Raw genomic sequence first — 22,472 nt, 5'->3', positions numbered from 1 at the left:
TACGATCGCGGCATGCGCCCGACGCGGCTCGTCCTCGTGGCCCTGGTGTGCGCCTCCGTGCTCGTCGCGTGCGCGGAGGCCGACGTCGAGCCGCGGTCGGCCGGGGAGGACGTCGTCGGGTCGTGGGGTGCGTCGTCGACGGAGGGCGAGGCGTACCTCGAGCTCGCGGAGGACGGCACCGCGTCCGGCTCCGACGGGTGCAACCGCATGACGGGCGAGTGGTCGCGCAGCGAGGAGGGTGTCGCGTTCTCGGCGTGGGCGACGACGCGCATGGCGTGCCCGGCCGTCGACCCGTGGCTGTCGCTCGCGGTGACGGCGCTGCTCGAGGACGACCACCTGGTGTTCGTCGACAAGGACGCGACCCAGCTCGGGACGCTGACGCGCACCGGCACCGCATGACGTCGCCCGGTGACGGCACCGCGGGAGCCGGTGACGACGGCACGGCGGTCGCGGGCGACGAACGCACCGCGGATGCGCGCGACGAGGGACGGGTCGGGGTGGTCGTCGTCGCGGGTGCCCGTCGGCGTCGGTGGGTGCGGGCCGTCGTGTGGCTGGTCGTCGGCGCGTGCGCGTGGGTCGCGGTGACGCGGCTCGTCGGGGCGGTCGACTGGGCGGCGGTCGCCGACGCGTTCGCGGGCCTCCCCGTGCTCGTCGTCGTGCCGCTCGTGCTCGCGCTGCTGCTGCGGCAGGCGCTCAACGCGGTGCCCCTGACCTCCTACGTGCCGGGCCTGGGGCTCCGCCGGTCGATGCAGAACGACCTGACGGCGAACGTGGTCGCGACGTTCACCCCGCCGCCCGCGGACATCGTGGTGCGCGTCGCGATGTTCCGGTCGTGGGGCGTCGACCCGACCGCGGGGATGGCGGGCGTCACGCTCAACACCGCGAAGTTCTACGCGGTGCGGTTCCTCGCGCCGACGCTGGGCCTTCTGCTCCTCGTGTGGGGCGGGGTCGAGCGTCGGCAGTGGGTCGTGGCCGTGCTGTGCGGGCTCGTCGCGGGCGCGATGCTCACGGGCCTCGTGCTGCTCCTGCGCGGCGACCACCTCGCGGCCTGGCTCGGTCGGGCGGCGGCGCGAGTGGTCGGGGCGGTGCGGCGGGGCTCGACGGTCGACGCCGACGCGTGGGCGGCGGCGATGGTCGACGTGCGTGCGCGGTCGTCGGCGAGCCTGCGGCGCGGCCTGCTGCCGTCGATGGTGGCGCTCGTGGGCATGGTGCTCGCGGACGGGCTCGTGCTGCTCGTCGCGCTGCGGGCGTGCGGGGTGACGGGCCTGTCGGTCGTCGACGTGCTCGGGCCGTTCCTGCTGGTGTACCCGCTCACCCTGTTCCCGCTGTTCGGGCTGGGGCTGCTCGACGCGCTGCTGGTCGGGGCCTGGACGACGGCCGTGGGCGTCGAGCAGGAGGCGGCGATCGTCGCGGCGACGATCGTGTGGCGGGTGGTGACGATCCTCGGGACGCTCGCGCTGGGCCTCGCGTGCCTGGTCGTGTGGCGCGCGCGGCAGCGGGGCGAGGTCGCGGCGCGGTCGTCGTGATGGCGCACCCGACGGGGGCGGAATGCGTTTACCGAAACGATTCAAGACCCTGTCCCCGCCCGCTCGGGCCTCCTAGCCTGCGGGATGCCGACCGGACCGTCGGGGTGCCCGACCGAGGGTGCCGCCCACCCGGCCCGGTCACCCTCGAAAGGTGGACACCGTGGTCACACCCCTCGCACGCGCCGACCGACCCGTCCGCGCCGCGCTCCTGGCCGGGCTCACCGCGACCGCGCTCGCCGTCGCCGCGCTCGTCACGGCCCCGCCCGGGCACGCCGCGCCCGGCACGAGCTGTACCGGCTCGACCGTGCACGGCTCCGCCGTCCAGGACGGCAGCACCTGGCGCGCCTACCGCGGCAGCCGCGAGCTCTGGTCGGGCAGCGACATGCTCACCGCGATCAACACCGCGATCGGCGGCCTCGACGCGGGCCGCACCAGCAAGCAGCGCGTCGTCGTCAACGGCAGCGGCACCATGTCGGCCAACGCCCGCATCACGCTGCCGAGCTTCACGACGCTCGAGTCGTGCGGCACGATCCACGTCGCCGGGTCCGGCTCCGGCAACGTCGCCGGCGTGTACATGCGCGGCGCGACCGACATCGAGGTCGCCCGCCTGTACCTCACCGGCACGCCCGTCTACGGGATCTTCGCGCGCAACGTCGACAACCTGCGGCTGCGGGACGTCGACATGCGGCTGTCCGGCGGCGGGATCGGCGTGCGCGTCGACAACCTCGGCGACACCAGCCGGTACGCGCGCAACATCACCATCGACCGGGCGTACGTCTCGGGCGCCGGGTCGCACGCCGTCGAGACCTACGGCGTCGACGGGCTCACCGTCGGGACCGTCACCGCACGCGACGTCGGCGAGTCCGGCCTGCTGCTCAACGCCACGATCAACGCGTCCGTCGGCACGGTCGACGCGCAGGATGCCGGTAGCGGCACCGGGTACGCCGCGTTCCGCATCGCCAACCGCGCGGGCCGCGTCGGCTCGTCCTACCCGACCAACATCACCGTGGGCACCGTCAAGGCGAGCGGCGGCGGGCGCGGCGTGTTCTGCGTCTCCGAGTCCGGCGGGCTCCGGATCAACCGGGTCGAGATCAGCCGGACCGGCAACAACCCCGTCCTGATCGAGAACTGCACCAACGTCACGCTCGCCGCGACGAGCGGGACCGTCGTCGGGGGAGACGTGCGGCTCGCCGCGCGCTCGACGATGCCTGCCAACCGCGACATCGCGATCCGCAACCTGGCGCTGTCCGGCGGCGCGCGCGTCGTCGAGAACCCGTGCACCGTCAACCTGACGATCGCGAACGTGACGGGCGGCTCGATCGTCCGCTGCTGACCCCGCGGCTCCGACCCGCCCGGGGCGACGGGCGTGCGCGTCAGGGCTGGTCAGGGTCGCCGGTGATCCGGTCGTGGGCGACGAGCGCACGGGCACCGGCCGCCGCTGCCGCGAGGAACGACGCGGCGAGTGCGACGTACGCCCACCGGACGCCCCACGTGTCGGTCACGGCCCCGAGCGCGAGCGCCGTGACGAGACCGCTCCCCGGCAGCGCGGCGGTCCAGACCCCCATGACGCGGCCGCGCAGGTGCGGAGCGGCGACGAGCTGCACGAGCGTGTTCGCCGCGGCGACCCACCAGATCGAGACGAACCCGAGCACCGCGGCCGCGACCACCGCGACCGCGAACCCGGGAGCGAGACCGACGGGCAGGATCGCGACGCCGGTCGCGAACGCCAGGACGGCGACGCGTCGGCCGGACGGCGCCCCGCCGCCCGCGGCCGCGATCGCCCCTGGCAGCGCCCCCAGGCCGAACGCGGCCATGAGCGCGCCGAACCCCTGCGGCGGCAGCCCGAGCGCGTCGGTCGCCAGGACGGGGACCATGACGCCCTGGTTGAAGATCATGGTGCTCGCCGCCGCGAGGAGCACGCACGCCCGGATGACGGGCTGCCCCCACGCGTACGCGACACCCGCGCGGAAGCCTGCGGCGGGCCGCTCGCCGACGTGGACCGGCGTGCGGGCGCGCAGCCCGCGCAGCGCGAGCAGCACGCCGAGCGGCAGCAGGTACGTCGTCGCGTTGAACGCGAAGCACGCCGCGGGCCCGACGAGCGCCAGCAGCACGCCGCCGACCGACGGCCCGATGACGCGTGCCGCGTTCATCACGACCTCGTACAGGCTGACCGCGCTGGCCAGGCGCTCAGGGCCCACCAGGTCGAGCACGAACACCTGCCGCGCGGGGCCGTCGACCGCGGCGACGACGCCCGACGCGAACGCGAACGCGAGGACGAGGGGCACGGTGACCGCGCCGGTCGCGGTGAGGACGGCCAGCACGGCCCCGAGCGAGAGCAGCAGGACCTGCGTGACGAGCAGCAGCCGGCGGCGGTCGAACCGGTCGACGAGCGTGCCCGCGGGGGCCGCGCCGACGAGGATCGGCAGCATCGCGGCGGTCGTCACGAGCCCGAGGTCGACGGCGCGTCCGGACAGGTCGAGCACGAGCCACGCGAGTCCAGCAGCCTGCGTGACGTGCCCCGACGACGACAGCACCTGACCGGAGAACCACCACCGGTAGCGCCGGTCCGCGAGCGAGGAGAAGGCGGCGCGCGTCCGGTCGAGGCCCGCCCGCACGGATGACACCGCGACGGGGGCCGGTGCGGGCGCGGTGTCCGGGGTGCTGTCCGTGTCGGTCACCCCGCGGATCCTTCCACCGCGGTGCGACGCGGTCCCCTCCAATACCTGGCGGCAGCGGTAAAGGAGTGCCGGTCGCGCGGCTCCGGGTGCGAGGTTGGTCGTCATGGAGCGCTCGATCTTCGACCTGACGCAGGACGAGCTGTGGGACGCCGACGTCGCCGCCCGGTACGACACCCCGGGCGAGGGGATGTTCGCGCCCGAGGTGCTCGGGCCGACCGTCGACCGCCTCGCCGCGCTGGCCGGCGACGGGCGTGCCCTGGAGCTCGCCGTCGGCACGGGCCGCGTCGCGATCCCGCTGGCCGGGCGCGGGGTGCCGGTCACGGGCCTCGAGCTGTCCCGGGCCATGATCGCTCGGCTTCGCGAGAAGGTCGACGAGCGGACGCTGCCCGTGGTGCACGGCGACATGGCGACGACGCGCGTCGACGGCACGTTCCGGCTCGTCTACCTCGTCTTCAACACGATCTCGAACCTGCTCGGCCAGGACGCGCAGGTCGAGTGCGTCCGCAACGCGGCCGCGCACCTCGAGCCGGGCGGCCGGTTCGTCGTCGAGCTGTGGGTCCCGCAGCTGCGGATCCTCCCGCCCGGGCAGCACGCGACGGTGTTCGCCGTCGAGCCCGGGTACGTCGGCGTCGACACCGTGGACGTCGTGCGGCAGCTCGTCGTCTCGCACCACGTGCGGTTCGGCGGCGAGGAGGGCGTCCGTCTGGGCCGCAGCCCGCACCGGTACGTCTGGCCCGCGGAGCTCGACCTCATGGCACGGCTCGCCGGGCTCGAGCTCGAGTCGCGGTGGGCGGACTGGGAGGGTGCGCCGTTCGACGAGTCGTCGACGTCGCACGTCTCCGTCTACCGCCGTCCCTGACACCGTCCGTCGCCGCGCGGGCGACCGTGCACGTCACCCGGCACGGGCCTCGTCCGGCCCGCTGCGGGTCCGGCAGGCGTCGCGGATGATGGGACGGTGACGGACGACCCGGCGCTCAGCGGCCGGCTGCTGGTGGCGAAGAACCGGCTGCTCGACCCCCACTTCCACCGCGCCGTCGTGCTGGTCCTGGACCACGGCGACGAGGGGGCCTTCGGTGTCGTCCTCAACCGGCCGGTGCCCGTCGACGTCGACGTCGTGCTCCCCGCGTGGCAGGACCACGTGAGCATGCCCGCGACCCTCTTCCAGGGCGGACCGGTGGGGCTCGACGGCGCGATCGGCGTGGTCACCGCGCCCCCGGGCGCGCGCCTGCCGACGACCGTCGACCGGCTCGTCGGGCCGTTCAGCCTGGTCGACCTCGACTCCGACCCCGAGGCGCTCGCCGGCCTCGTGACGGGCGTGCGCGTGTTCGCGGGCCACTCCGGCTGGGGAGCGGGGCAGCTCGAGGGGGAGCTCGAGGAGGGGTCCTGGTACGTGCTGCCCGCGGAGCCCGACGACGCCGTCACCGCCGACCCGTCGACGCTGTGGCGGCGGGTGCTGCGGCGGCAGGGCGGCGACCTGGCGATCGTCTCGACGTTCGCGGAGGACGCGTCGCTCAACTGACCGGCCTCGTCGTCGACGAGACCAGGTGGGGGCTGAGCGTGCGGCGGGCGGGCTCGCCGACCGAGCGACGAGCCGAGCGGTCGGGGCTGTGGATAACCCGGTGCGTCGTTCGGCTGCCCGCGCCTACGCTCGCCCACGCTCCGGAAGCAGCCGGGCGGTGTCGCCGCCGCGGGTCCTGCGTGTCGTCCGGAGCACCTGCGTCAGGTGCAGGCGCCCTCGGAGGCGTTGTGGGTTCGACTCCCAGTCTGCCGACCGGCGCGTGGTCGAGCGGGCCTGACGCGGTCTGCGACGCCCGTCGACGACGGGACGTCCCCCGTGTCCGGCCCGACCACGCGCCGGTCGGTGCGCCCGCGCAGGACGCAGGATCCCCGTGCCGACGGTCGGCGCCGGGACGTCGGACGGGAGGAGGTCGAGCAGATGAGGCTGGTCGTGCAGGAGTGGGAGCGGGTCCTGGTGCACAAGGACGGGCGGTTCGAGCGCGTGCTCGGCCCCGGCCGGCACCGGCTCTCGGCGTGGCGGCGTCGGACGGTCCGCGTGGTCGTGCGGCCGCGCGTGGTCCTGGTGCCGCTCCAGGAGGTCCTCACCGGGGACGGGCTCGCGGTCCGGGTGAGCCTGACGTCGGCCGTGCGGGTCGCCGAGCCGCGCACGTGGTTCGAGGCCGTCGACGGGCCGGACGCGTTCCTCCACGCCGCGATGCAGGTCGCGCTGCGGGAGGCGGTCGCGCGCCGGACCCTCGACGAGCTGCTCGCGGACCGGACCGTCCTCCCGGACGAGCTGGTCGCGGCGGTCGCGCCGGCTGCCGCCGAGGTCGGGCTCGCGGTCGACCGGCTCGCGCTGCGCGACGTGATCGTGCCGGCCGAGCTGCGGCGGGCTGCGGCCGAGGTCGTCACGGCGCGGGCGCAGGGGCTCGCTGCTCTGGAGCGGGCGCGGTCCGAGGTCGCCGCGACACGAGCCCTGGCCAATGCGGCGCGGCTGCTCGACGGGCAGCCGGGACTGCTCCAGCTGCGGACGCTGCAGGCCGTCGAGGCGGGTGGCGCGACGGTGGTCCTGTCGGCCGATCCCGCCAGGACGGCGGCGGCGCGCGCGACGTCCTGATGTCGGCGCGCAGCGCGCACGGGCCCGGCCCCTCGTCGAGGAGCCGGGCCCGTGGTGGGCGTCCGTCCGGCCGACGTGTCAGCCGGCCGCGCGGAGGTCGTCGTCGGGGTCGCCCTCGGCGGCGGCCTCCCAGCGCAGGAGGTCGCCGGGCTGGCAGTCGAGCACCTGGCACAGCGACTCGAGCGTCGTGAACCGGACGGCCTTGGCGCGCCCGTTCTTGAGGACCGCGAGGTTGGCGGGCGTGATGCCGACGCGGTCCGCGAGCTCGCCGACGGACATCTTGCGGCGGGCGAGCATGACGTCGATGTCGACGACGATGGGCATCAGATCACCTCGTCGAGCTCGGCGCGCAGGGTCGTCGCGGTGGTGTCGAGCGCGACGGCCTTGGCGAGCAGCATGCGCAGCACGAACACGACGAGCGCGATGAGCGCGGTGCCGACGCCGCCGATCACGACGAGCATGACCATGCCGGGCGGCACCTCCTCGCCGGGGGCGAGCAGGAACGACAGCACGACCGCGACGAGGGTCGCGGCGATGGCGGAGCCGATGACGACGTCGACCCAGCGGAACGCCCGCGTCGAGAAGACGGTGTCGCGCTTGACCATCGTCACCAGCCGCCAGATGGCGACCAGCGCGACCTCGGCGGCGAGCGCGAACAGGAAGCCGATGACCGGCAGACCCCAGCGCAGGTGCGCGACGTCGGGGCCGGCGTCCTGGAGATCCAGGTAGACGACCGGCATGAGGAAGAACTGCACGAACAGCAGCCCGGCGAACGCGAGCACGATCACCACGCGCAGGGCGAGGATGGCCAACCGGCCCATGGGCACCTCACGGAGAGTCGATCTATCGAGAAACGATAGAAGGCTATCGTTTCACGTGAGGTGCGGCAAGATCGAAGCCTCTGTTCGGGACCGACGGCCCCGGGCGGGACGTGCCGCTGGTGGGCAGGGCCCGGACGCGACCGAGGCCGCCCGCGGTGACGTGCGCGGACGGCCTCGGTCCGGGAGGGGCCGGTCGTTCCTCCCGTTCAGGTGACGTCTACCCGGTCGCGCACGTCGCACCCGGAGTCGTGCTGCTCCCGTTCTTGTAGAACGTCACGCCGAAGGAGTTGCCCGACCCGTTGGGACGGGCCTGACGCGTGCTGCCGCTGCCGCTCAGCGTCGCGTTCCAGCTGCTCTGCACCGACTGGCCGCCGTTGAGCGTCAGCGTGACGACCCAGCTGCTGGTGCCGCTCACCGTGTAGGTGACGTTGAAGCGGTCCGACCACTCGTCGCCGCGCGTCGCGGTCACGGTGCACGAGCCGGTGCCGCCACCGCCACCGCCACCGCCACCACCGCCGCCGCCCCCGCCGGCGGTGGACGGTGCGACCGCCCGGCCGGTCGAGGACGAGATGTGCCCGGCGCACAGGTTGCGCGAGCGCAGGTCCTGCAGGATCCCCGGCAGGGCCTGGACGGTCGCCGCCGGCCAGTCGTGCATGAGGATGATCTGGCCGTTCGTCAGGCGCGACGCCGCCTGCCGGATCTGGTCGGCGCTCGCGTTGTTCCAGTCGTTCGAGTCGACGTCCCAGATGATCTCCCGCAGGCCGAGCGACTGCTCGACCGACTTGAGCGTCGCGTTCGTCTCGCCGTACGGCGGCCGGAACAGCGTCGGGGTGACGCCGGCGGTCTGCTGGATCGCCTGCTGGGTCCGCGAGAGCTGCGACTGGATGTCGCTCTGGCTCATGTTCACCAGGTGCGGGTGGTCCCAGCTGTGGTTGCCGATCTGCAGGCCGGCGTTCTTGTAGGCCTGCATGAGCGACGCGTTGTTCTGCGCGTTCTGCCCGGTCGGGAAGACGGTCGCGGTCGCGCCGTACTGGTTGAGCGTCGAGATGATCTGGTTCGACGTCCCGCTGTTCGGTCCGTCGTCGAACGTCAGACCGACGTACCCCGCGGAGCACGACTGCGGTGGCGTCGTCGGGGTGGGCGTCGGTGTCGCCGTCCCGCCTCCGCCGCCTCCGCCGCCACCGGTGCTGCCGCCGCTGCACGTCGCCGACGGCGTCGTGCTGTTGCCGTTCTTCATCACGGTGACGCCGAACGAGTTCCCGTTGCCGTTGGGTGTGACCGTGCGGGTCGAGCCGCTGCCGGAGACGTTCGCGTTCCACGAGTTCTGGATCGACTGGCTCCCGTTGAGCCCCAGGTTCACGGTCCACGAGCTCGAGCCGCTGACCGAGTAGGTGACGTTGAAGCGGTCGGACCACTCGTCGCCGCGCGTCGCGGTCACGGTGCAGCCCGAGCTGCCCCCGCCACCGGTCCCGCCGCCGCCACCGCCGGTCCCGCCGCCACCGCCGCCCGAGCCCTCGGAGACGGTGATGTTCGACGACCCGCTGCTCTGGTAGCCCTCGGTCGCCATGATCATGTAGTTGTGGTTGCCGAGGTTCATGCCCTTGGAGGCCCACGCGTCGAAGTGGTTGCCGGACGTGATGGTGCCGCCGACCCGCTTCTGCTGACGCACGCTCCAGTACTGGTAGAACGTCGAGCTGTTGCCCTCGATGGACGGCTTGTTGACGCGCTGCGTGCGGTAGATGTCGTACGTGCCGCCGTCGCTCGTGACGGTGCCCATGAACGTGCCGGTGGGCCGGTACGTGCCCCAGCTGTCGACGATGTAGTACTCGATCAGCGGGTTCTGGGTCCAGCCGTACAGCGTGAGGTACGCGTTGCCCGAGGGGTTGAACTGGCCTGAGTAGCTGACGGTCTTGCGGCCGCCGGTCTGCCAGCCCTTGCCGGCCACGAAGTTGCCGGTGTTGCTCCACTGCGTCGAGTACTGCCCGCCCGACCCCATGTCCATCGACACGGTGCCGGGGCTGTCGGTCCAGAACGAGTACCACCAGCCGTTGTTGGTGCCGGTGGAGTTCGACGTCACCGCGGCGGACGCCGGGCTGGCGATCGCGAGGCCGGCGGCCACGAGCGCGCCGGCGGCCAGCAGGGCCGTCAGCGCCGCGAGCGGGCGGCGCCGCCGGTGGCGGGGGCCGCCGCGGCTTCGAACGAAAGTATCGGTCATCGTGCACTCCTTCGTGCCGATCGTCGGGACGGGCGGAGGTCGTCCGGACGTGTCCCGCGAGGCGGTGCGACGCGGTCGGCGACCGGACGTGCCGCGGGCGTGAGGAGAGCCCAGCGGCGTCGATATCGTTATCGACGCCGAGTGTGGACCAACTCGGACGCAATGCCGAGGGGTTGCCAGGATCCCGAACCGATTAAGTGCGGACGGCCCGGTCCGGCGTCGACGCGACGTCGCGCGCGCAGCTCAGGGCCGTGAGTTTCGATAGTCGAGCGGCCCGGTGTCGGCGCTCGAGGCGCCGCGCGGCGGTGCCGCGCCCCGTCGCACCGTCGCCGCGGCGCTCATGACCGTCCGCGGGGCTGGGCAACGCCGACGAACCGGCGCAGAGTGAGCACGACGGGCCCGACCCGCGGGCGCCGGCAAGGAGGCCGACCATGTGCCGCTGGCTCGCCTACACAGGCTCCCCGGTCACGCTCGACGAGCTGCTCGACAAGCCCGCGAACTCGCTCGTGGTGCAGAGCCTGCACAGCCGGCTCGGCGCCGAGCCGACCAACGGCGACGGGTTCGGCGTCGGCTGGTACGACGAGCACTCCGCGACACCCGGGCTGTTCCGCAGCATCGAGCCCGCGTGGAGCGATCGGAACCTCCGCGAGCTCGCGGCGCACGTGCGGTCCGGCACGGTCTTCGCGCACGTCCGTGCGACCAGCGGCTCGGCCGTCCAGCAGACCAACTGCCACCCCTTCCGGCACGACGGCTGGCTCTTCATGCACAACGGCTTCGTCGACGGCTTCGCGAGCATCAAGCGTGACCTGCAGCTCGCCGTCGACCCGTCGCTCTTCCCGCACATCGAGGGCACGACCGACTCCGAGACGCTGTTCCACCTCGCGCTGACCCTCGGGCTCCAGGACGACCCGCCGTCCGCCGTCGCCGCCGCGATCGGCCTCGTCGAGGACACCGGGCAGCGCCACGGCGTCACCTACCCCGTGCAGGGCACCGTCGCGGTGACCGACGGCCGCCGGCTGTGGGCGTTCCGGTACTCGTCGGAGGGGCGCTCGCGCTCGCTGTTCCGCAACCGGGACGTCGCCGTGCTGCGCCACCAGTACCCGGACAACCCCGTGCTGCACGACCTGTCCGACGACACGCGGATCGTCGTCTCCGAGCCGCTCGGCGACCTGCGCGGTGCGTGGCTCGAGGTGCCGGAGAGCAGCTGCCTCGTCGTCGACGGGGGCCAGGAGGAGATCCTGCCGTTCGCGCCGACCGTGCCGGTGGCGGCCTGACGACGGCGGTCCCCGTCGGCCGCCGGGTCAGGCGCGCCCGAGCTGCTCCATGAGGTCGTCGGCGACCTGCTGCGCGGTGTACGCCTCGAACGCGTCCTCGTCGAGCGACGAGACCTCGAGCTGGACGAGCGCGTCCGCGTCCTCGTCGTGGAACAGCGCGGTCGCCTCGCCGTACCCCGGCCCGGGGTACCAGCGGTGGTTGACGTGCACGTCGACACCCGCGACCTGCACGGTCGACGCCTCGTTCTCCTGGTCCGACGTCGTGCGCTGGTCGAGGAAGAGGTCGACGGTGGCCGCGGCGTCGGTGGGCGAGCCGGCCTGGATGAGCTGGAGCTGCGCGCTCAGGTCGTCGCCGCGGAACTCGCACACGTAGCGGTAGGCGTCGTCGGCGGACGCGTCGTCGCCGTACGGCCCCCAGCCGCTGAGGTCGGTGCGCGCCGTCGCACCGCGGGCGACGACCTCGTCGGTGAGGACGCAGTCGTCGCCCGACAGCACCGGCGCGGAGCTGCCGTGGCCGGCCGATCCGGGCCAGCCCTCGGCAGCGTCGTCGAGCCACGCGGCCGGGACGGTCGTCGCGGGCTCCGCCTCCTCCGGTGCGCCCGAGCACCCCGCGACCAGCAGGGCAGGCAGGCAGAGGGCGGCGGCGTGCAGCGGCAGTCGGGTCACGCCGGACACCGTAGGCGGTGGGGCGCGCGCGAGGACGGGCCGTCCGCGCAGGTCGCGACGGCGTCGACGCGAGTCGTCGCGCGCGTGCGTGCCCGCGACGTCGGCTCGACGTGGCGCCGCGGACCGGCGAGCGTGCCCGTGGCGTGCGTCAGGGGCGCAGCAGCACCTTGGTCGCGCGCCGCTCGTCCATCGCGGCGTACGCCTCGGCGACCTCGTCGAGCGGGAGCTCGAGGTCGAACACGACGCCCGGCTGCAGGCGGCCGTCGAGCACCTCGGGCAGCAGCTCCTCGATGTAGCCGCGCACGGGTGCGACGCCGCCGCGCACGCCGACGTTGGTGTCGAACATCGTCCGCACCGGCAGCTCGGGACCGCCCGCCGGGACCCCGACGAAGCCGACCTGGCCGCCGGGCCGCGCCGACCGCAGCGCCTGGTCCATCGACTCGGCCGTCCCGACGCACTCGAGCACGACGTCGGGGCCGACGCCGTCGAAGAGCTCCTTGAGCCGCGCGACGCCCTCGTCCCCACGCTCGGGCACCACGTCGGTCGCACCGAGCTCGCGCGCGAGCTCCTGCCGCTGCGGGTGCCGGGACATCGCGACGATCCGCGACGCCCCGAGCCGGCGGGCGGCCGCGACGGCGCACAGGCCGACTGCGCCGTCACCGACCACCGCGACCGTCGAGCCCGGGCCGACACCGCCCGAGACGGCCGCGTGGTGACCGGTACCCATGACGTCGGACAAGGTGAGCAGGTGCGGGACGAGCGCGCGGCCCGACTCGCTCTCCAGGTCCACGTCCGGCACGACGACGAGCGTCCCGTCGGCCAGCGGCACCCGGACACGCTCGCCCTGGCCGCCGTCGGCGAAGCCGCCCTCGCGGTCTCTCGAGCCCCACCAGCCGCCGTGCAGGCACGACGTGCTCACGCCGTTGCGGCAGTTCACGCACGTGCCGTCGCACACGTAGAAGGGGGCGATGACGGCGTCGCCGACCGCGACGTGCTCGACCGCGTCGCCGACCTGCTCGACGACCCCGATGAACTCGTGCCCGATGCGCTTGGGGGACCGCACGGGCTGCACGCCGCGGTACGTCCACAGGTCCGACCCGCACACGCACGCCGCGACGACCCGCACGACCGCGTCGCGCCCGCTGCCGCCCTCGCGCAGGACCGGGTCCGGGACGTCCTCGACGCGGACGTCCCGCTCGCCGTGGATGACGGTCGCGCGCATGGCTGCTCCTCGGGGCTCAGGGGGAGTCCGCGGCCACCGCCGACGGCGCGGTCAGTGTAGGCACCGCTCCCCGCCGGGCGCGTGCGGGCGGGCAGGGGAGGGCGGGGCAGGGCGGGCGCGGGTGGCACGTGCCCCGGGACTGCGCGATCAGCCGGGCGGCAGCAGGTCGGCGCCCGACCACGGCTCGCGCACGATCACGTCGCCGTTGCGGACCTTCCGCAGGTACTCGCGACGCGTGACCACCGCCCAGCCGAGCCCGAGCAGTGCGATCACGAGGACCAGGAAGCCGACCCAGAAGACGGCCCACCCGGCCGACGCCGCGAGCGCGACGACCAGCCCGACGACGGTCCACACGGCGGCGATCCCCGTCATCACGGCCATCACGACGAGGGTGAGGCGGTCCTCGCCGGGGATCGGTGAGGTGCCGCGGTCGTGGTCGGTCATGAGCGGAGCGTAGGCCCGAGCTCGCCCGGCCGACCCCCGAACGGCTCGACGTGACCGGCGTGCGGCGTCCTCAGACGGGTGCGGGCACCGGGCGCCGGGTCCACAGCAGCACGGGCAGGAGCAGGAGCGACAGCACGCCCCCGATCAGCGAGAGCGTCGCGTAGCTCGTGGCGGCCATGACGACGCCGGACATCGCGCCGCCGCCCGCGCCGCCCAGGGCGACGAGGACGTCGAGCGAGCCCTGCGTGCGGGCGCGGTTGGCGGGAACGGTGGCGTCGACGACCAGGGCCGTGCCGGCGATGAGCCCGAAGTTCCAGCCCAGGCCGAGCAGCGCGAGGGCGACGATCAGCAGCGGCATCGAGTCGGCGGGCGCGAGGGCCGCGGTCACGCCCGCGAGCAGCAGCGTCACGGCGGACGCGATCGCCATGGGGATGCGGCCGACGCGGTCGACGAGCGGACCGGTGACGAGGGACGGCAGGAACATCGCGCCGACGTGGATGCCGATGACGAGGCCCACGGCGGTCAGGTCGTGGTGGTGGGCGCGCATGTGCACGGGCGTCATCGTCATGATCGCGACCATGGCGACCTGGGTGAGCACCATGACGGTCGCCCCGACCGCCACACCGCGGCCGGGGGCGACGACGGGTCCCGGGACGTGGTCGGTCGACGGCGCGGTCGCCGCGTCGAGGCGCTGCGCGACCAGGTACGGGTCGGGGCGCAGCAGCACGAGCAGCACGGCGCCCGCCGCGAGGAACGCCGCTCCGGCGAGGAGGAACGGGCCGGCGAGCGCGGGCAGGCCCAGGCGGGTCGCGAGTTCGCCGAGCGGAGCCACGAGGTTCGGACCCGCGACCGCGCCGAGCGTGGTCGACACCATCGCGACCGAGACGGCCGTCCCGCGGCGGTCGGGGAGCGCGAGGTCGGTCCCCGCGTACCGGGCCTGGAGGTTCGTCGCCGTCCCGGCGCCGTAGAGCAGGAACGCGCCGAGCAGCAGCGGCACGCTGCCGAGGGCCGCCGCGGCGACGACGCCGAGCCCGCCGAGCCCGCCCGCCGCGAACCCGGCGACGAGGCCGACCCGGCGCCCGCGGCGCTGCGTGAGCCGCCCGACGAGGAACGCGCTGAGCGCCGCACCCGTCGTCATGAGCGCCGCGGGGACGCCCGCGAGCTGCTGCGAGCCGAGCATCTGCTCGGCGAGCAGCGCGCCCACGGTGATGCCCGCCGCGAGCCCGGCCCCGCCGAGCACCTGGCTCGCGACGACGACCCGCAGCGTCCGTCGCTGGATCGCCGCGACCGCCTCAGGCTTCGAGATGTCGGTCTCAGGCGCCATCGGGACCCCCGGGCGTGTACGTCACGCGCCGCAGTCAAGCACGCACGGGCGCGTCGGGGCGTCGGTCACGACGAGCGGAGCGCCTGCCCGTCGTCGAGGACGGCAGTCGACCGTCGACCGCGCGGCACGGTGGGTGCCGGCGCCGGCCTGCGTCGCGGAGGGTCGACGGTCAGGCCGGCGCCGGTGTCGTGAGGCCGTCCGTCAGGTGGCGGACGAGCAGCCAGCCGGTGCGCTCGGACGGCGCGGTGACGGCGGCGGGGGAGTGCGCGACGCGGCGGATGACCCGGCGTCCCATCTCCTGGCGGCGCGTGAGCCAGCGCACGACGAGCAGGTGCCCGACGCGTGCGACGGCGCCGTCGGGCAGGGGCGCGCTCACCACGGCGCGCGAGCGCCCGGCGGCGCGGGCTCGTCGCGCGTGCTCGTCGACCAGGTGCTCCAGCAGCGCGGCGACGTTGCGCGGGGTCGTGGGAACCTCGTCGAGCAGCGCGTCGACCTGGCCGGGCGAGGGTGCGCCCGACGCGGCGACGGCGAGGCGGCGGTGGAAGACGCTCAGCCGGTCCGCGGACCAGTCGTCTCCGTGCGCCGGGAGCGGCTGGTCGTCGTGGGTCCTGCGGATGCCGAGCACGGGTCCTCCTGGCGTCGATGACCGACGCCGTCCTGCGTCGCTCCCCCGAGTGTGCACGCGCTCCCACGGTACGCGATGTCCGTTTCGCACTTTTCCCCTGATCGGTCGACCGTCGCGGCCGGTCCCGTGCGTCGTGCGGGTGAACGGGCTGCAGGGCGTCCTCCGACCGGTCGACCGAAAGGGCCGCAGGGCGTCCTCCGACCGGTCGACCCAAAGGGCCGCAGGGCGTCGTCCGACCGGTCGACGCACCGGCGGTCGCAGGACGGTCGGACGGTCAGCCCGTGTGCAGCGCGCCGTGCAGGTCGCGGAGCAGGGCGATCTCGGCGCCGTGGTGCAGGACCTCCTGGTTGACCCACCACACGATCTCGAGGAACGGCTGCTCGGCGTCGTCGCCGTCGGGGTAGGTGCAGCGGCCTACCTGGTCGAGGGCGGCGTCGTCGGCGGTGACCAGCGCCTCGCGCCACGCGCGCACCCCGCGGGCGAGGAGGTCGACGGCGGCGTCGGCCGTGCCGGGGTACACGAGGTCCGCCTCGGAGCCCTGCCGGCTGCCGACGGTGTACTCGGCGCGGAGCAGGAGCATCTCGGCGACGTGCGCCATGCGCCAGGCGATCGTCGTCAGGGGCGGCGGCCACGGGTGCGGCCTGCCACCGTCGCGACCCCACTCGCCCGCGCCGACCAGCACGGTCGCGCCGCGTCCGGGCCCGTCGACCTTCCGCCGGACCGACCAGGCTCCCGGTGCCGGCTCCCACAGGTACTCGACGTCCGTGAGCGGCGGGACCGCGACGCGTTCGCCGTCGCCGCTGTCCGCGTCGGGTCCGGTGAGGCGCGCGAGGAGCCGCTCGCACGCCCAGTCGTACTGCGACAGGAGCGGTGCGAGGCGGCCGGGGACTCCGGTGTCGGCCATGTCCCGAGGCTAGGCCCGAGACGGCGGCTGTCGTCGGCCCGAGACGGTCGTCCGACGCTCGGCGGACCGGACCGGACCGGACCGGACCGGACCGGACCAGGCCTGGCCGGGCTGGACGGACCGGCCCCGGCCGGACCGGACCGGAGCGGCGCGTCAGCAGCAGCGCGCGCCGGGGTGCGTGTCGGCCTCCGCGTGGCGGGTGCGCCAGTACTGCGCGGCCGACGGCGGCACGACGTCGGGGTGCACGCGCGCGAGGTGCGCGACGTAGCGGTCGTAGTCGCGGTCCCCGAGGAGCGACGTCGTGTACCAGTGCACCCCCCGGGCGACGCGCGTGACGGCGCGCGCGACCGCGCGGACCCCGACGGTGGCGCCCCGCCCGGTCACGACCGCGTCCCCGTCCCGGACGCCGCGCGGGCGTGCGCGTCCCACAGCTCCTCGACCTCGCGCTCGGCTGCGGTCGGCACCATCCCGCGGGGCGCGAAGATGCGGGACGGCTCGTCGGGCTCCTCGGTCGTGGGCAGGCCGCCCGCGCGCACGGACCGCACGACGACGACCGCACCGACCACCACCACGACGATCACGAGCACCGCGAAGATGATCGACAGGGTGCCCTGGACGGCGGTGTTGCGGATGACGGCGTCGATCTCGGCGGGGGACGTGGCGACGCCGAACGACGTGTCGCCCGCGGCACGCGCGTCCTGGAAGGCCCGGTGCTGGGCCCAGTAGCCGATCCGGGGCTCGGCGGAGAACACCTTCTGGTACGACGCGGTCATCGTCACGGCGAGGTCCCACACCAGCGGGACGGCCGGGATCCACACCCACCGGTACAGCCGCTTCTTGACGACCACGACGGTCACCACCGTGAGCGCGATCGCGGCGAGCAGCTGGTTCGCGATGCCGAACAGCGGGAAGAGCGTGTTGATCCCCCCGAGGGGGTCGGTGACGCCCATCAGCAGGATCGCCCCCCACGCGCCGACGACGACGACCGAGCAGACCCACGCGCCGACGCGCCACGACGGGTCGCGGAAGCGCCGCAGCGGCCCGCCGACGTTGCCCAGGCTGTCGGACAGCATGAAGCGCGCGACGCGCGTGCCCGCGTCGACCGTCGTGAGGATGAACAGCGCCTCGAACATGATCGCGAAGTGGTACCAGAAGGCCGCGAGGCCGGACCCGCCGAGGACCGTGCTGAGCACCTGCGACATGCCGAACGCGAGCGTCGGCGCGCCGCCCGTGCGCGAGACGATCGACTCCTCCCCGACGGACTGCGCGGCGCTCTCGATCTCCCCCGCAGTGATGGGCGTGCCCCCCAGGCCCAGCCCGTTGACGTACGCCGCTGCCGTCTCGGGCGTCCCGCCGGTCGCGCCCGCCGGCGCGTTCATCACGAAGTAGAGGTGCTGGTCGATGACCACGGCGGTGACCAGGGCCATGATCGCCACGAACGACTCGGTGAGCATGCCGCCGTAGCCGATCGGCTTCGCCTGGCTCTCCTTCTCGAGCAGCTTCGGCGTCGTGCCCGACGCGATGAGCGAGTGGAACCCGGACAGCGCGCCGCACGCGATCGTGATGAACAGGAACGGGAACAGCGCACCCGCGAAGACGGGCCCGTCGCCGCGCAGGGCGAACGAGGACACCGCCGGCGCCTGGACCTCGGGCCGCGCGACCAGGATGCCCACCGCGAGCAGGACGATCGTGCCGACCTTCATGAACGTCGAGAGGTAGTCGCGCGGGGCGAGCAGCAGCCACACGGGCAGGACGGACGCGGCGAACCCGTAGGCGGCGAGCCACCACGCGAGCGCGACGGGGCTCAGGGAGAACCAGTCCTGACCCCAGTCCGTCTCGGCCACCCAGCCGCCCGCGACGATCGCGAGGAGCAGCAGCGCGACGCCGATGATCGTCACCTCGGACACCCGGCCCGGCCGCAGGAACCGCAGGTACGCGCCCATGAACAGCGCGATCGGGATCGTCATCGCGATCGAGAACACGCCCCACGGGCTCGCGGCCAGCGCGTTCACGACGACCAGGGCGAGGACCGCGATGAGGATGATCATGATGACGAACACCGCGACGAGCGCCGCGACGCCGCCGAACCGACCGAGCTCGTCGCGCGCCATCTGGCCGAGGCTGCGGCCGCGGCGCCGGACGGACAGCGTGAGCACCAGGTAGTCCTGGACCGCACCGCCCAGCACGCAGCCCACGATGATCCACACGGTGCCCGGCAGGTAGCCCATCTGCGCGGCCAGCACGGGCCCGACCAGCGGCCCGGCTCCGGCGATCGCCGCGAAGTGGTGCCCGAACAGGACGCGCCGGTCCGTCGGCATGAAGTCCTTGGCGTTGTCGTACCGCTCGGCGGGCGTGGCGCGGTCGTCGCGCGGGCGCACGATCTTCGACTCCACGAGCCGCGCGTAGAACCGGTACGCGATGACGTAGGTGCAGACCGCCGCGAACACGAACCACACGGCGTTGACCTGCTCGCCGCGGACAAGCGCGAGGATCGACCAGGCGACGGCGCCGACGACGGCGACCACCGTGAGGACGGCGCGACGCGAGGCGGGGAGCGGGCCGCGCTCGACCACCGCGACCGGCGGGAGACCAGGGTCCGTCCGGACGTGCTCGACCTCGGTGCGCGCGACCATGCTGGCCCCCTCAGGCGTCGTCGTCGTCGACCAGCACGCACGCTACGCGCGGCGCCGCGGGTCGCAACCGGGCGGGCCGGCTCCCTGTGCTTCCGGCGCACGGGCGCGTCGTGAGACCGTCACGGACGTGGACGTGCTCGCGAGGTTCGCCGGGACGTGGTCGGTCGACCGCGGCGTCGCCGACGCGCGCGCCGGCCTCGACGGGACGTTCCGCGGCACGGCGACGTTCGCGCCGAGGGAGGAGGGCGGGCTCGCGTGCGTCGAGGAGGGCGTCCTGACGTTCGGCGGCGACGAGCGGCCCGCGGCGCGACGGCTGCTGCTGCAGGCCGGGGACGGCGGGTCGGTCGACGTGCTGTTCGGCGACGGGCGGCCGTTCTACGGCTTCGACCTGCTCGACGACCGGTGGTCCGGCGTGCACGGGTGCGGCGACGACACGTACACGGTGACCGGCCGGTTCGTCGGCGACGACGCCTACGAGGAGGTCTGGCACGCCGTCGGGCCGCGCAAGGACTACCGGCTGACGACGACGTACCGGCGGCTGCGCGACGACGCCTGACGGCGGCCGCGACGGCGTCAGGGGCGGCCCGTCCGGGATGCGCTGCGCCGCTCGTCGCCGAGCGCGGCGGGCGGCCCGTCCGGCTCTGACCTGGACGCCTGCCGCGCACCCTTGACGCCCTCTCGATCGGGTGACCTACTGGACGCGGCCGTGCAGCAGCCGGGGGCAGAGAAGCCCGCCTTCACCGCCGCGGCCGTCAGTGCAGGGGAGCCCCACGATGTCAGCACCCTTCCTTCGGCGCGCCCGCACGCGCCTGGCCGTCGCCCTGTCGGCGACCGCCCTGATCGCCGCGACGGTGCCCGCCGCCGCCGCCGAACCGGACCTCGACCGCGAGGCCCAGATCGCCGCCGAGCTCCGGCCCCAGTCCTTCCCGCCCGTGTGGTGGTGGGACGAGTCGGAGGACGACACCGAGCGCGCCCGGGACCTGCTGCGTCGGATGACCCTCGACGAGAAGGTCGACATGATGCACGGCGAGCTCAACAACTACTACGGGTTCTACAACGGCCCGATCCCACGCCTCGGCATCCCGGCGCTGACCATGGCCGACGGGCCCGCGGGCGTGCGCATCGCGAACCCGGACGTGAACGGGCAGCGCGCCACGCAGCTGCCGGCGCCGATCGCCCTGGCGGCGACCTGGGATCGTTCGCTCGCGCAGCAGTACGGCGACGTCGCGGGCGACGAGGCGTTCCGGACCGGCCACAACGTGCTGCTCGCCCCCGCCGTCGACATCGCCCGGGTCGCGCAGGCCGGGCGCGCGTTCGAGGCGCTGGGCGAGGACCCGCTGCTGTCCGGGACGATGGGCGCGGGCGTCATCCGCGGCATCCAGCAGCACCCCGTCGTCGCGGACATCAAGCACTACAACGTGTACACGCAGGAGGCGAACCGGCTCTCCGGCGGCAACGCGGTCGTCGACGAGCGCACGCTGCAGGAGGTCTACACGCGGCCCTTCGCGATCGGCGTCGAGGAGGGTCGTCCGGGGTCGGCGATGTGCGCGTTCAACAAGGTGAACGGCGTCTTCGCGTGCGAGAGCGACGAGCTGCTCAACCAGATCCTCAAGACGCAGCTCGACTTCGAGGGCTGGGTCATGAGCGACTACGGCGCGACGCACAGCACCGTCCCGGCGGTCCTCGGCGGCCTGGACCAGGAGATGCCCGGCAACACGACCCCCGAGGTCGGGCCCGGGACCTGCTACTTCTGCGGTCCGCTGCTCGACGCGGTCCGCGCCGGCCAGGTGCCGGTGTCGCGGATCGACGACGCGGTGCTGCGCATCCTGCGCCCGATGTTCGGCCTCGGCCTGTTCGACCACCCGCCGGTGATCCAGGCGCTGCCCGAGCAGCAGCACGGCGCGTTCGCGCGGTCGGTCGCCGAGCGGGCGATGGTCCTGCTCAAGAACGACGACGCCGCGCTGCCGCTGACGAGCGCGGTCGGCTCGATCGCGGTCATCGGCGCGGACGCTGACACGACCGTCGCCGGCGGTGGCAGCTCGCTCGTCAAGCCCACGTCCACGGTCAGCCCGCTGCAGGGCATCCAGGACCGCGTCGGCGCGGGCGTGCGGGTGACGCACGTGGCCGGGTCCGACCCCGTGACGTCGGCGGCGCTGATCCCGGGCCCCGACCCGATCCCGTCGGACTTCCTCACGTCGGCGCTCGGCGACGGCGCCGGCCTGCGCGCCGAGTACTTCGCGAACGACGACTTCACCGACACCATCGCGGACCGCACCGACCCGTACGCGGCGATCAACGCGGGGTTCTTCCTGTTCGAGGGCTTCAACGCGCAGTCCCCGCACTTCCCGCTGCAGACGCGTGACATGGGCGCGTCGATCCGCTGGACCGGGCAGCTCACGGCCCCGGCGACCGGCACGTACGAGCTCGCCGTCACGACCACGGGGACCGCGGTCGTGCACCTCGACGACGAGCCGGTCCTCACGACCCCGCTGGGCGGCGCCGAGACGCCGACGACGACCACCGCCGACGTGGACCTCGAGGCGGGCGTCGCGCGCGACCTGCGCGTCGAGTTCGTCAACGACGGCCCCGGCGGCACCGACGCCGGGGCGGTCTTCCAGCTCGGGTGGACGCCGCCCGAGGGGGTCGTCGCGCCGCAGGCCGTCGCGGCCGCCGACGCGGCGAGGAACGCGCAGGCGGCGGTCGTCGTCGTCCGCGACTACTCGTCCGAGGGTGGCGACAAGCCCGATCTCGACCTGCCGAACGGCCAGGTCGAGCTCATCCGGCAGGTCGCCGCGGCCAACCCGCGCACGGTCGTCGTGCTGAGCACCGGGGGCGTCGTCCAGACGTCCGACTGGGACCAGGACGTGCCGGCCGTCGTGCAGTCGTGGTTCGGCGGGCAGGAGCAGGGCAACGCGCTCGCGCGGATCCTGTTCGGCGACGTGAACCCGTCCGGGCGGCTGCCCGTGACGTACCCGGTCGACGAGGAGAGCACGCCGACCAGCGCACCTGCGCAGTACCCCGGCGAGGGGCTGGACCAGCAGTTCTCCGAGGGCATCTACGTCGGCTACCGCGGCTACGAGGAGGACGACATCACGCCGCAGTACCCCTTCGGTCACGGTCTGTCGTACACGACGTTCGACTACCGGAACCTGCGCACGACGGTCAGCAACGGCGGCGGCGAGGCCGACGGGCCGCGGTTGCAGGTGAAGGTCGCCGTCCGCAACACCGGTGCCGTGGCCGGCACGGAGACCGTCCAGGTGTACGTCGGCAACCTGCCGACCCGGCGCGTCGAGACCGCACCGAAGGTGCTCGCGGGGTGGGAGACGGTGACGCTGGCGCCCGGTGAGCGCAAGCAGGTCACCGTGACGCTCAGCCCGGAGTCGGTGTCCTACTGGGACGTCGACCGCGACCGCTGGCAGACGCCCACCGGCAGCGTGCCCGTGTACGTGGGCTCGTCGTCGCAGGACATCCGCCTCGAGGGGACGTTGCGGATCAGCAACGGGCTGGTCCGCTGACGTCGCCTGCG

The 22,472-nt window shown here is 74.2% G+C and carries 21 protein-coding genes; 9 read left to right on the top strand and 12 right to left on the bottom strand.

Annotation, left to right across the window (positions count from 1 at the left end; genetic code table 11):
- Positions 1-12: 12 nt before the first annotated feature.
- The 3 genes from KOV94_RS05885 to KOV94_RS05875 all read left to right on the top strand — a co-directional run bounded on the left by KOV94_RS05885 (position 13) and on the right by KOV94_RS05875 (position 2,859).
- Positions 13-399 carry an META domain-containing protein gene (locus tag KOV94_RS05885; RefSeq protein WP_124344382.1) on the top strand — a complete coding sequence of 129 codons (387 nt, stop codon included), beginning with the start codon at positions 13-15 and terminating at the stop codon, positions 397-399.
- Positions 396-1,526, top strand: a complete 1,131-nt coding sequence (locus KOV94_RS05880; RefSeq protein ID WP_218051482.1) for a flippase-like domain-containing protein — start codon at positions 396-398, stop codon at positions 1,524-1,526. The genes KOV94_RS05885 and KOV94_RS05880 overlap by 4 nt, the downstream gene beginning before the upstream one ends.
- Positions 1,527-1,686: 160 nt before the next feature.
- Positions 1,687-2,859 carry a hypothetical protein gene (locus KOV94_RS05875; protein ID WP_200829870.1) on the top strand — a complete coding sequence of 391 codons (1,173 nt, stop codon included), beginning with the start codon at positions 1,687-1,689 and terminating at the stop codon, positions 2,857-2,859.
- 40 nt (positions 2,860-2,899) lie between these two features.
- Here the strand turns inward: KOV94_RS05875 and KOV94_RS05870 are convergent, their stop codons facing one another.
- Positions 2,900-4,204 carry an MFS transporter gene (locus tag KOV94_RS05870; protein ID WP_160142792.1) on the bottom strand — a complete coding sequence of 435 codons (1,305 nt, stop codon included), beginning with the start codon at positions 4,202-4,204 and terminating at the stop codon, positions 2,900-2,902.
- A gap of 103 nt (positions 4,205-4,307) precedes the next feature.
- Between KOV94_RS05870 and KOV94_RS05865 the strand changes: the two genes are divergently transcribed.
- From KOV94_RS05865 to KOV94_RS05855, 3 genes are all read left to right on the top strand, one after another.
- Complete coding sequence (locus tag KOV94_RS05865; protein ID WP_200829597.1) at positions 4,308-5,063, top strand: class I SAM-dependent DNA methyltransferase; 756 nt, start codon at positions 4,308-4,310, stop codon at positions 5,061-5,063.
- Positions 5,064-5,159: 96 nt separating this feature from the next.
- Positions 5,160-5,723: a YqgE/AlgH family protein gene (locus KOV94_RS05860; RefSeq protein WP_124341167.1), complete on the top strand. Its 564-nt coding sequence runs from the start codon at positions 5,160-5,162 to the stop codon at positions 5,721-5,723.
- Positions 5,724-6,140: 417 nt separating this feature from the next.
- On the top strand, positions 6,141-6,818 hold the full coding sequence (locus tag KOV94_RS05855; RefSeq protein ID WP_218051481.1) for an SPFH domain-containing protein: 678 nt from the start codon (positions 6,141-6,143) through the stop codon (positions 6,816-6,818).
- Positions 6,819-6,896: 78 nt separating this feature from the next.
- On the opposite strand, the gene KOV94_RS05850 is transcribed toward KOV94_RS05855, so the two are convergent.
- The 3 genes from KOV94_RS05850 to KOV94_RS21065 all read right to left on the bottom strand — a co-directional run bounded on the left by KOV94_RS05850 (position 6,897) and on the right by KOV94_RS21065 (position 9,854).
- Positions 6,897-7,142, bottom strand: a complete 246-nt coding sequence (locus tag KOV94_RS05850) for a helix-turn-helix domain-containing protein (RefSeq protein ID WP_124341165.1) — start codon at positions 7,140-7,142, stop codon at positions 6,897-6,899.
- Positions 7,142-7,639, bottom strand: a complete 498-nt coding sequence (locus KOV94_RS05845; protein ID WP_124341164.1) for a DUF2975 domain-containing protein — start codon at positions 7,637-7,639, stop codon at positions 7,142-7,144. The genes KOV94_RS05850 and KOV94_RS05845 overlap by 1 nt, the downstream gene beginning before the upstream one ends.
- A gap of 217 nt (positions 7,640-7,856) precedes the next feature.
- The gene (locus tag KOV94_RS21065; RefSeq protein WP_218051480.1) at positions 7,857-9,854 is read right to left on the bottom strand and encodes a glycoside hydrolase family 11 protein; all 1,998 of its coding nucleotides are present in this window, start codon (positions 9,852-9,854) and stop codon (positions 7,857-7,859) included.
- Between the two features lie 431 nt (positions 9,855-10,285).
- Here KOV94_RS21065 and KOV94_RS05835 point away from each other — a divergent pair, with 431 nt between their 5' ends.
- A complete protein-coding gene (locus KOV94_RS05835; protein WP_218051479.1) occupies positions 10,286-11,128 on the top strand; it encodes a class II glutamine amidotransferase in 843 nt (280 codons plus the stop codon).
- A 27-nt stretch (positions 11,129-11,155) separates the two neighbouring features.
- On the opposite strand, the gene KOV94_RS05830 is transcribed toward KOV94_RS05835, so the two are convergent.
- From KOV94_RS05830 to KOV94_RS05795, 8 genes are all read right to left on the bottom strand, one after another.
- Positions 11,156-11,794: a hypothetical protein gene (locus tag KOV94_RS05830; RefSeq protein ID WP_218051478.1), complete on the bottom strand. Its 639-nt coding sequence runs from the start codon at positions 11,792-11,794 to the stop codon at positions 11,156-11,158.
- 148 nt (positions 11,795-11,942) lie between these two features.
- On the bottom strand, positions 11,943-13,016 hold the full coding sequence (locus KOV94_RS05825; RefSeq protein ID WP_124341160.1) for a zinc-dependent alcohol dehydrogenase family protein: 1,074 nt from the start codon (positions 13,014-13,016) through the stop codon (positions 11,943-11,945).
- Between the two features lie 147 nt (positions 13,017-13,163).
- Positions 13,164-13,460, bottom strand: a complete 297-nt coding sequence (locus KOV94_RS05820; protein ID WP_124341159.1) for a hypothetical protein — start codon at positions 13,458-13,460, stop codon at positions 13,164-13,166.
- A 70-nt stretch (positions 13,461-13,530) separates the two neighbouring features.
- Positions 13,531-14,784, bottom strand: a complete 1,254-nt coding sequence (locus tag KOV94_RS05815) for an MFS transporter (protein WP_218051477.1) — start codon at positions 14,782-14,784, stop codon at positions 13,531-13,533.
- Positions 14,785-14,953: 169 nt separating this feature from the next.
- Positions 14,954-15,409 carry a hypothetical protein gene (locus KOV94_RS05810; protein ID WP_124341157.1) on the bottom strand — a complete coding sequence of 152 codons (456 nt, stop codon included), beginning with the start codon at positions 15,407-15,409 and terminating at the stop codon, positions 14,954-14,956.
- Positions 15,410-15,683: 274 nt separating this feature from the next.
- A complete protein-coding gene (locus tag KOV94_RS05805; RefSeq protein WP_124341156.1) occupies positions 15,684-16,313 on the bottom strand; it encodes a DinB family protein in 630 nt (209 codons plus the stop codon).
- 153 nt (positions 16,314-16,466) lie between these two features.
- Positions 16,467-16,697, bottom strand: a complete 231-nt coding sequence (locus tag KOV94_RS05800) for a YbdD/YjiX family protein (protein WP_162353835.1) — start codon at positions 16,695-16,697, stop codon at positions 16,467-16,469.
- Positions 16,694-18,946 (bottom strand): carbon starvation CstA family protein, encoded by a 2,253-nt coding sequence (locus KOV94_RS05795; RefSeq protein WP_218051476.1) that lies wholly within the window; start codon positions 18,944-18,946, stop codon positions 16,694-16,696. The genes KOV94_RS05800 and KOV94_RS05795 overlap by 4 nt, the downstream gene beginning before the upstream one ends.
- Positions 18,947-19,073: 127 nt before the next feature.
- On the opposite strand from KOV94_RS05795, the gene KOV94_RS05790 reads away from it, so the two are divergent.
- On the top strand, positions 19,074-19,502 hold the full coding sequence (locus tag KOV94_RS05790) for a DUF6314 family protein (RefSeq protein WP_218051475.1): 429 nt from the start codon (positions 19,074-19,076) through the stop codon (positions 19,500-19,502).
- A 217-nt stretch (positions 19,503-19,719) separates the two neighbouring features.
- Entirely contained in the window at positions 19,720-22,461 is a 2,742-nt protein-coding gene (locus tag KOV94_RS05785; protein WP_218051474.1) for a glycoside hydrolase family 3 C-terminal domain-containing protein, read from the top strand.
- Positions 22,462-22,472: the final 11 nt, after the last annotated feature.

It is taken from the genome of Cellulomonas algicola (assembly GCF_019024305.1).
GTDB classification, from domain to species: Bacteria; Actinomycetota; Actinomycetes; order Actinomycetales; family Cellulomonadaceae; genus Cellulomonas; species Cellulomonas algicola.
Note: the sequence above shows the minus strand (reverse complement) of the source record. Positions and strands in the feature narration are given on the sequence as shown.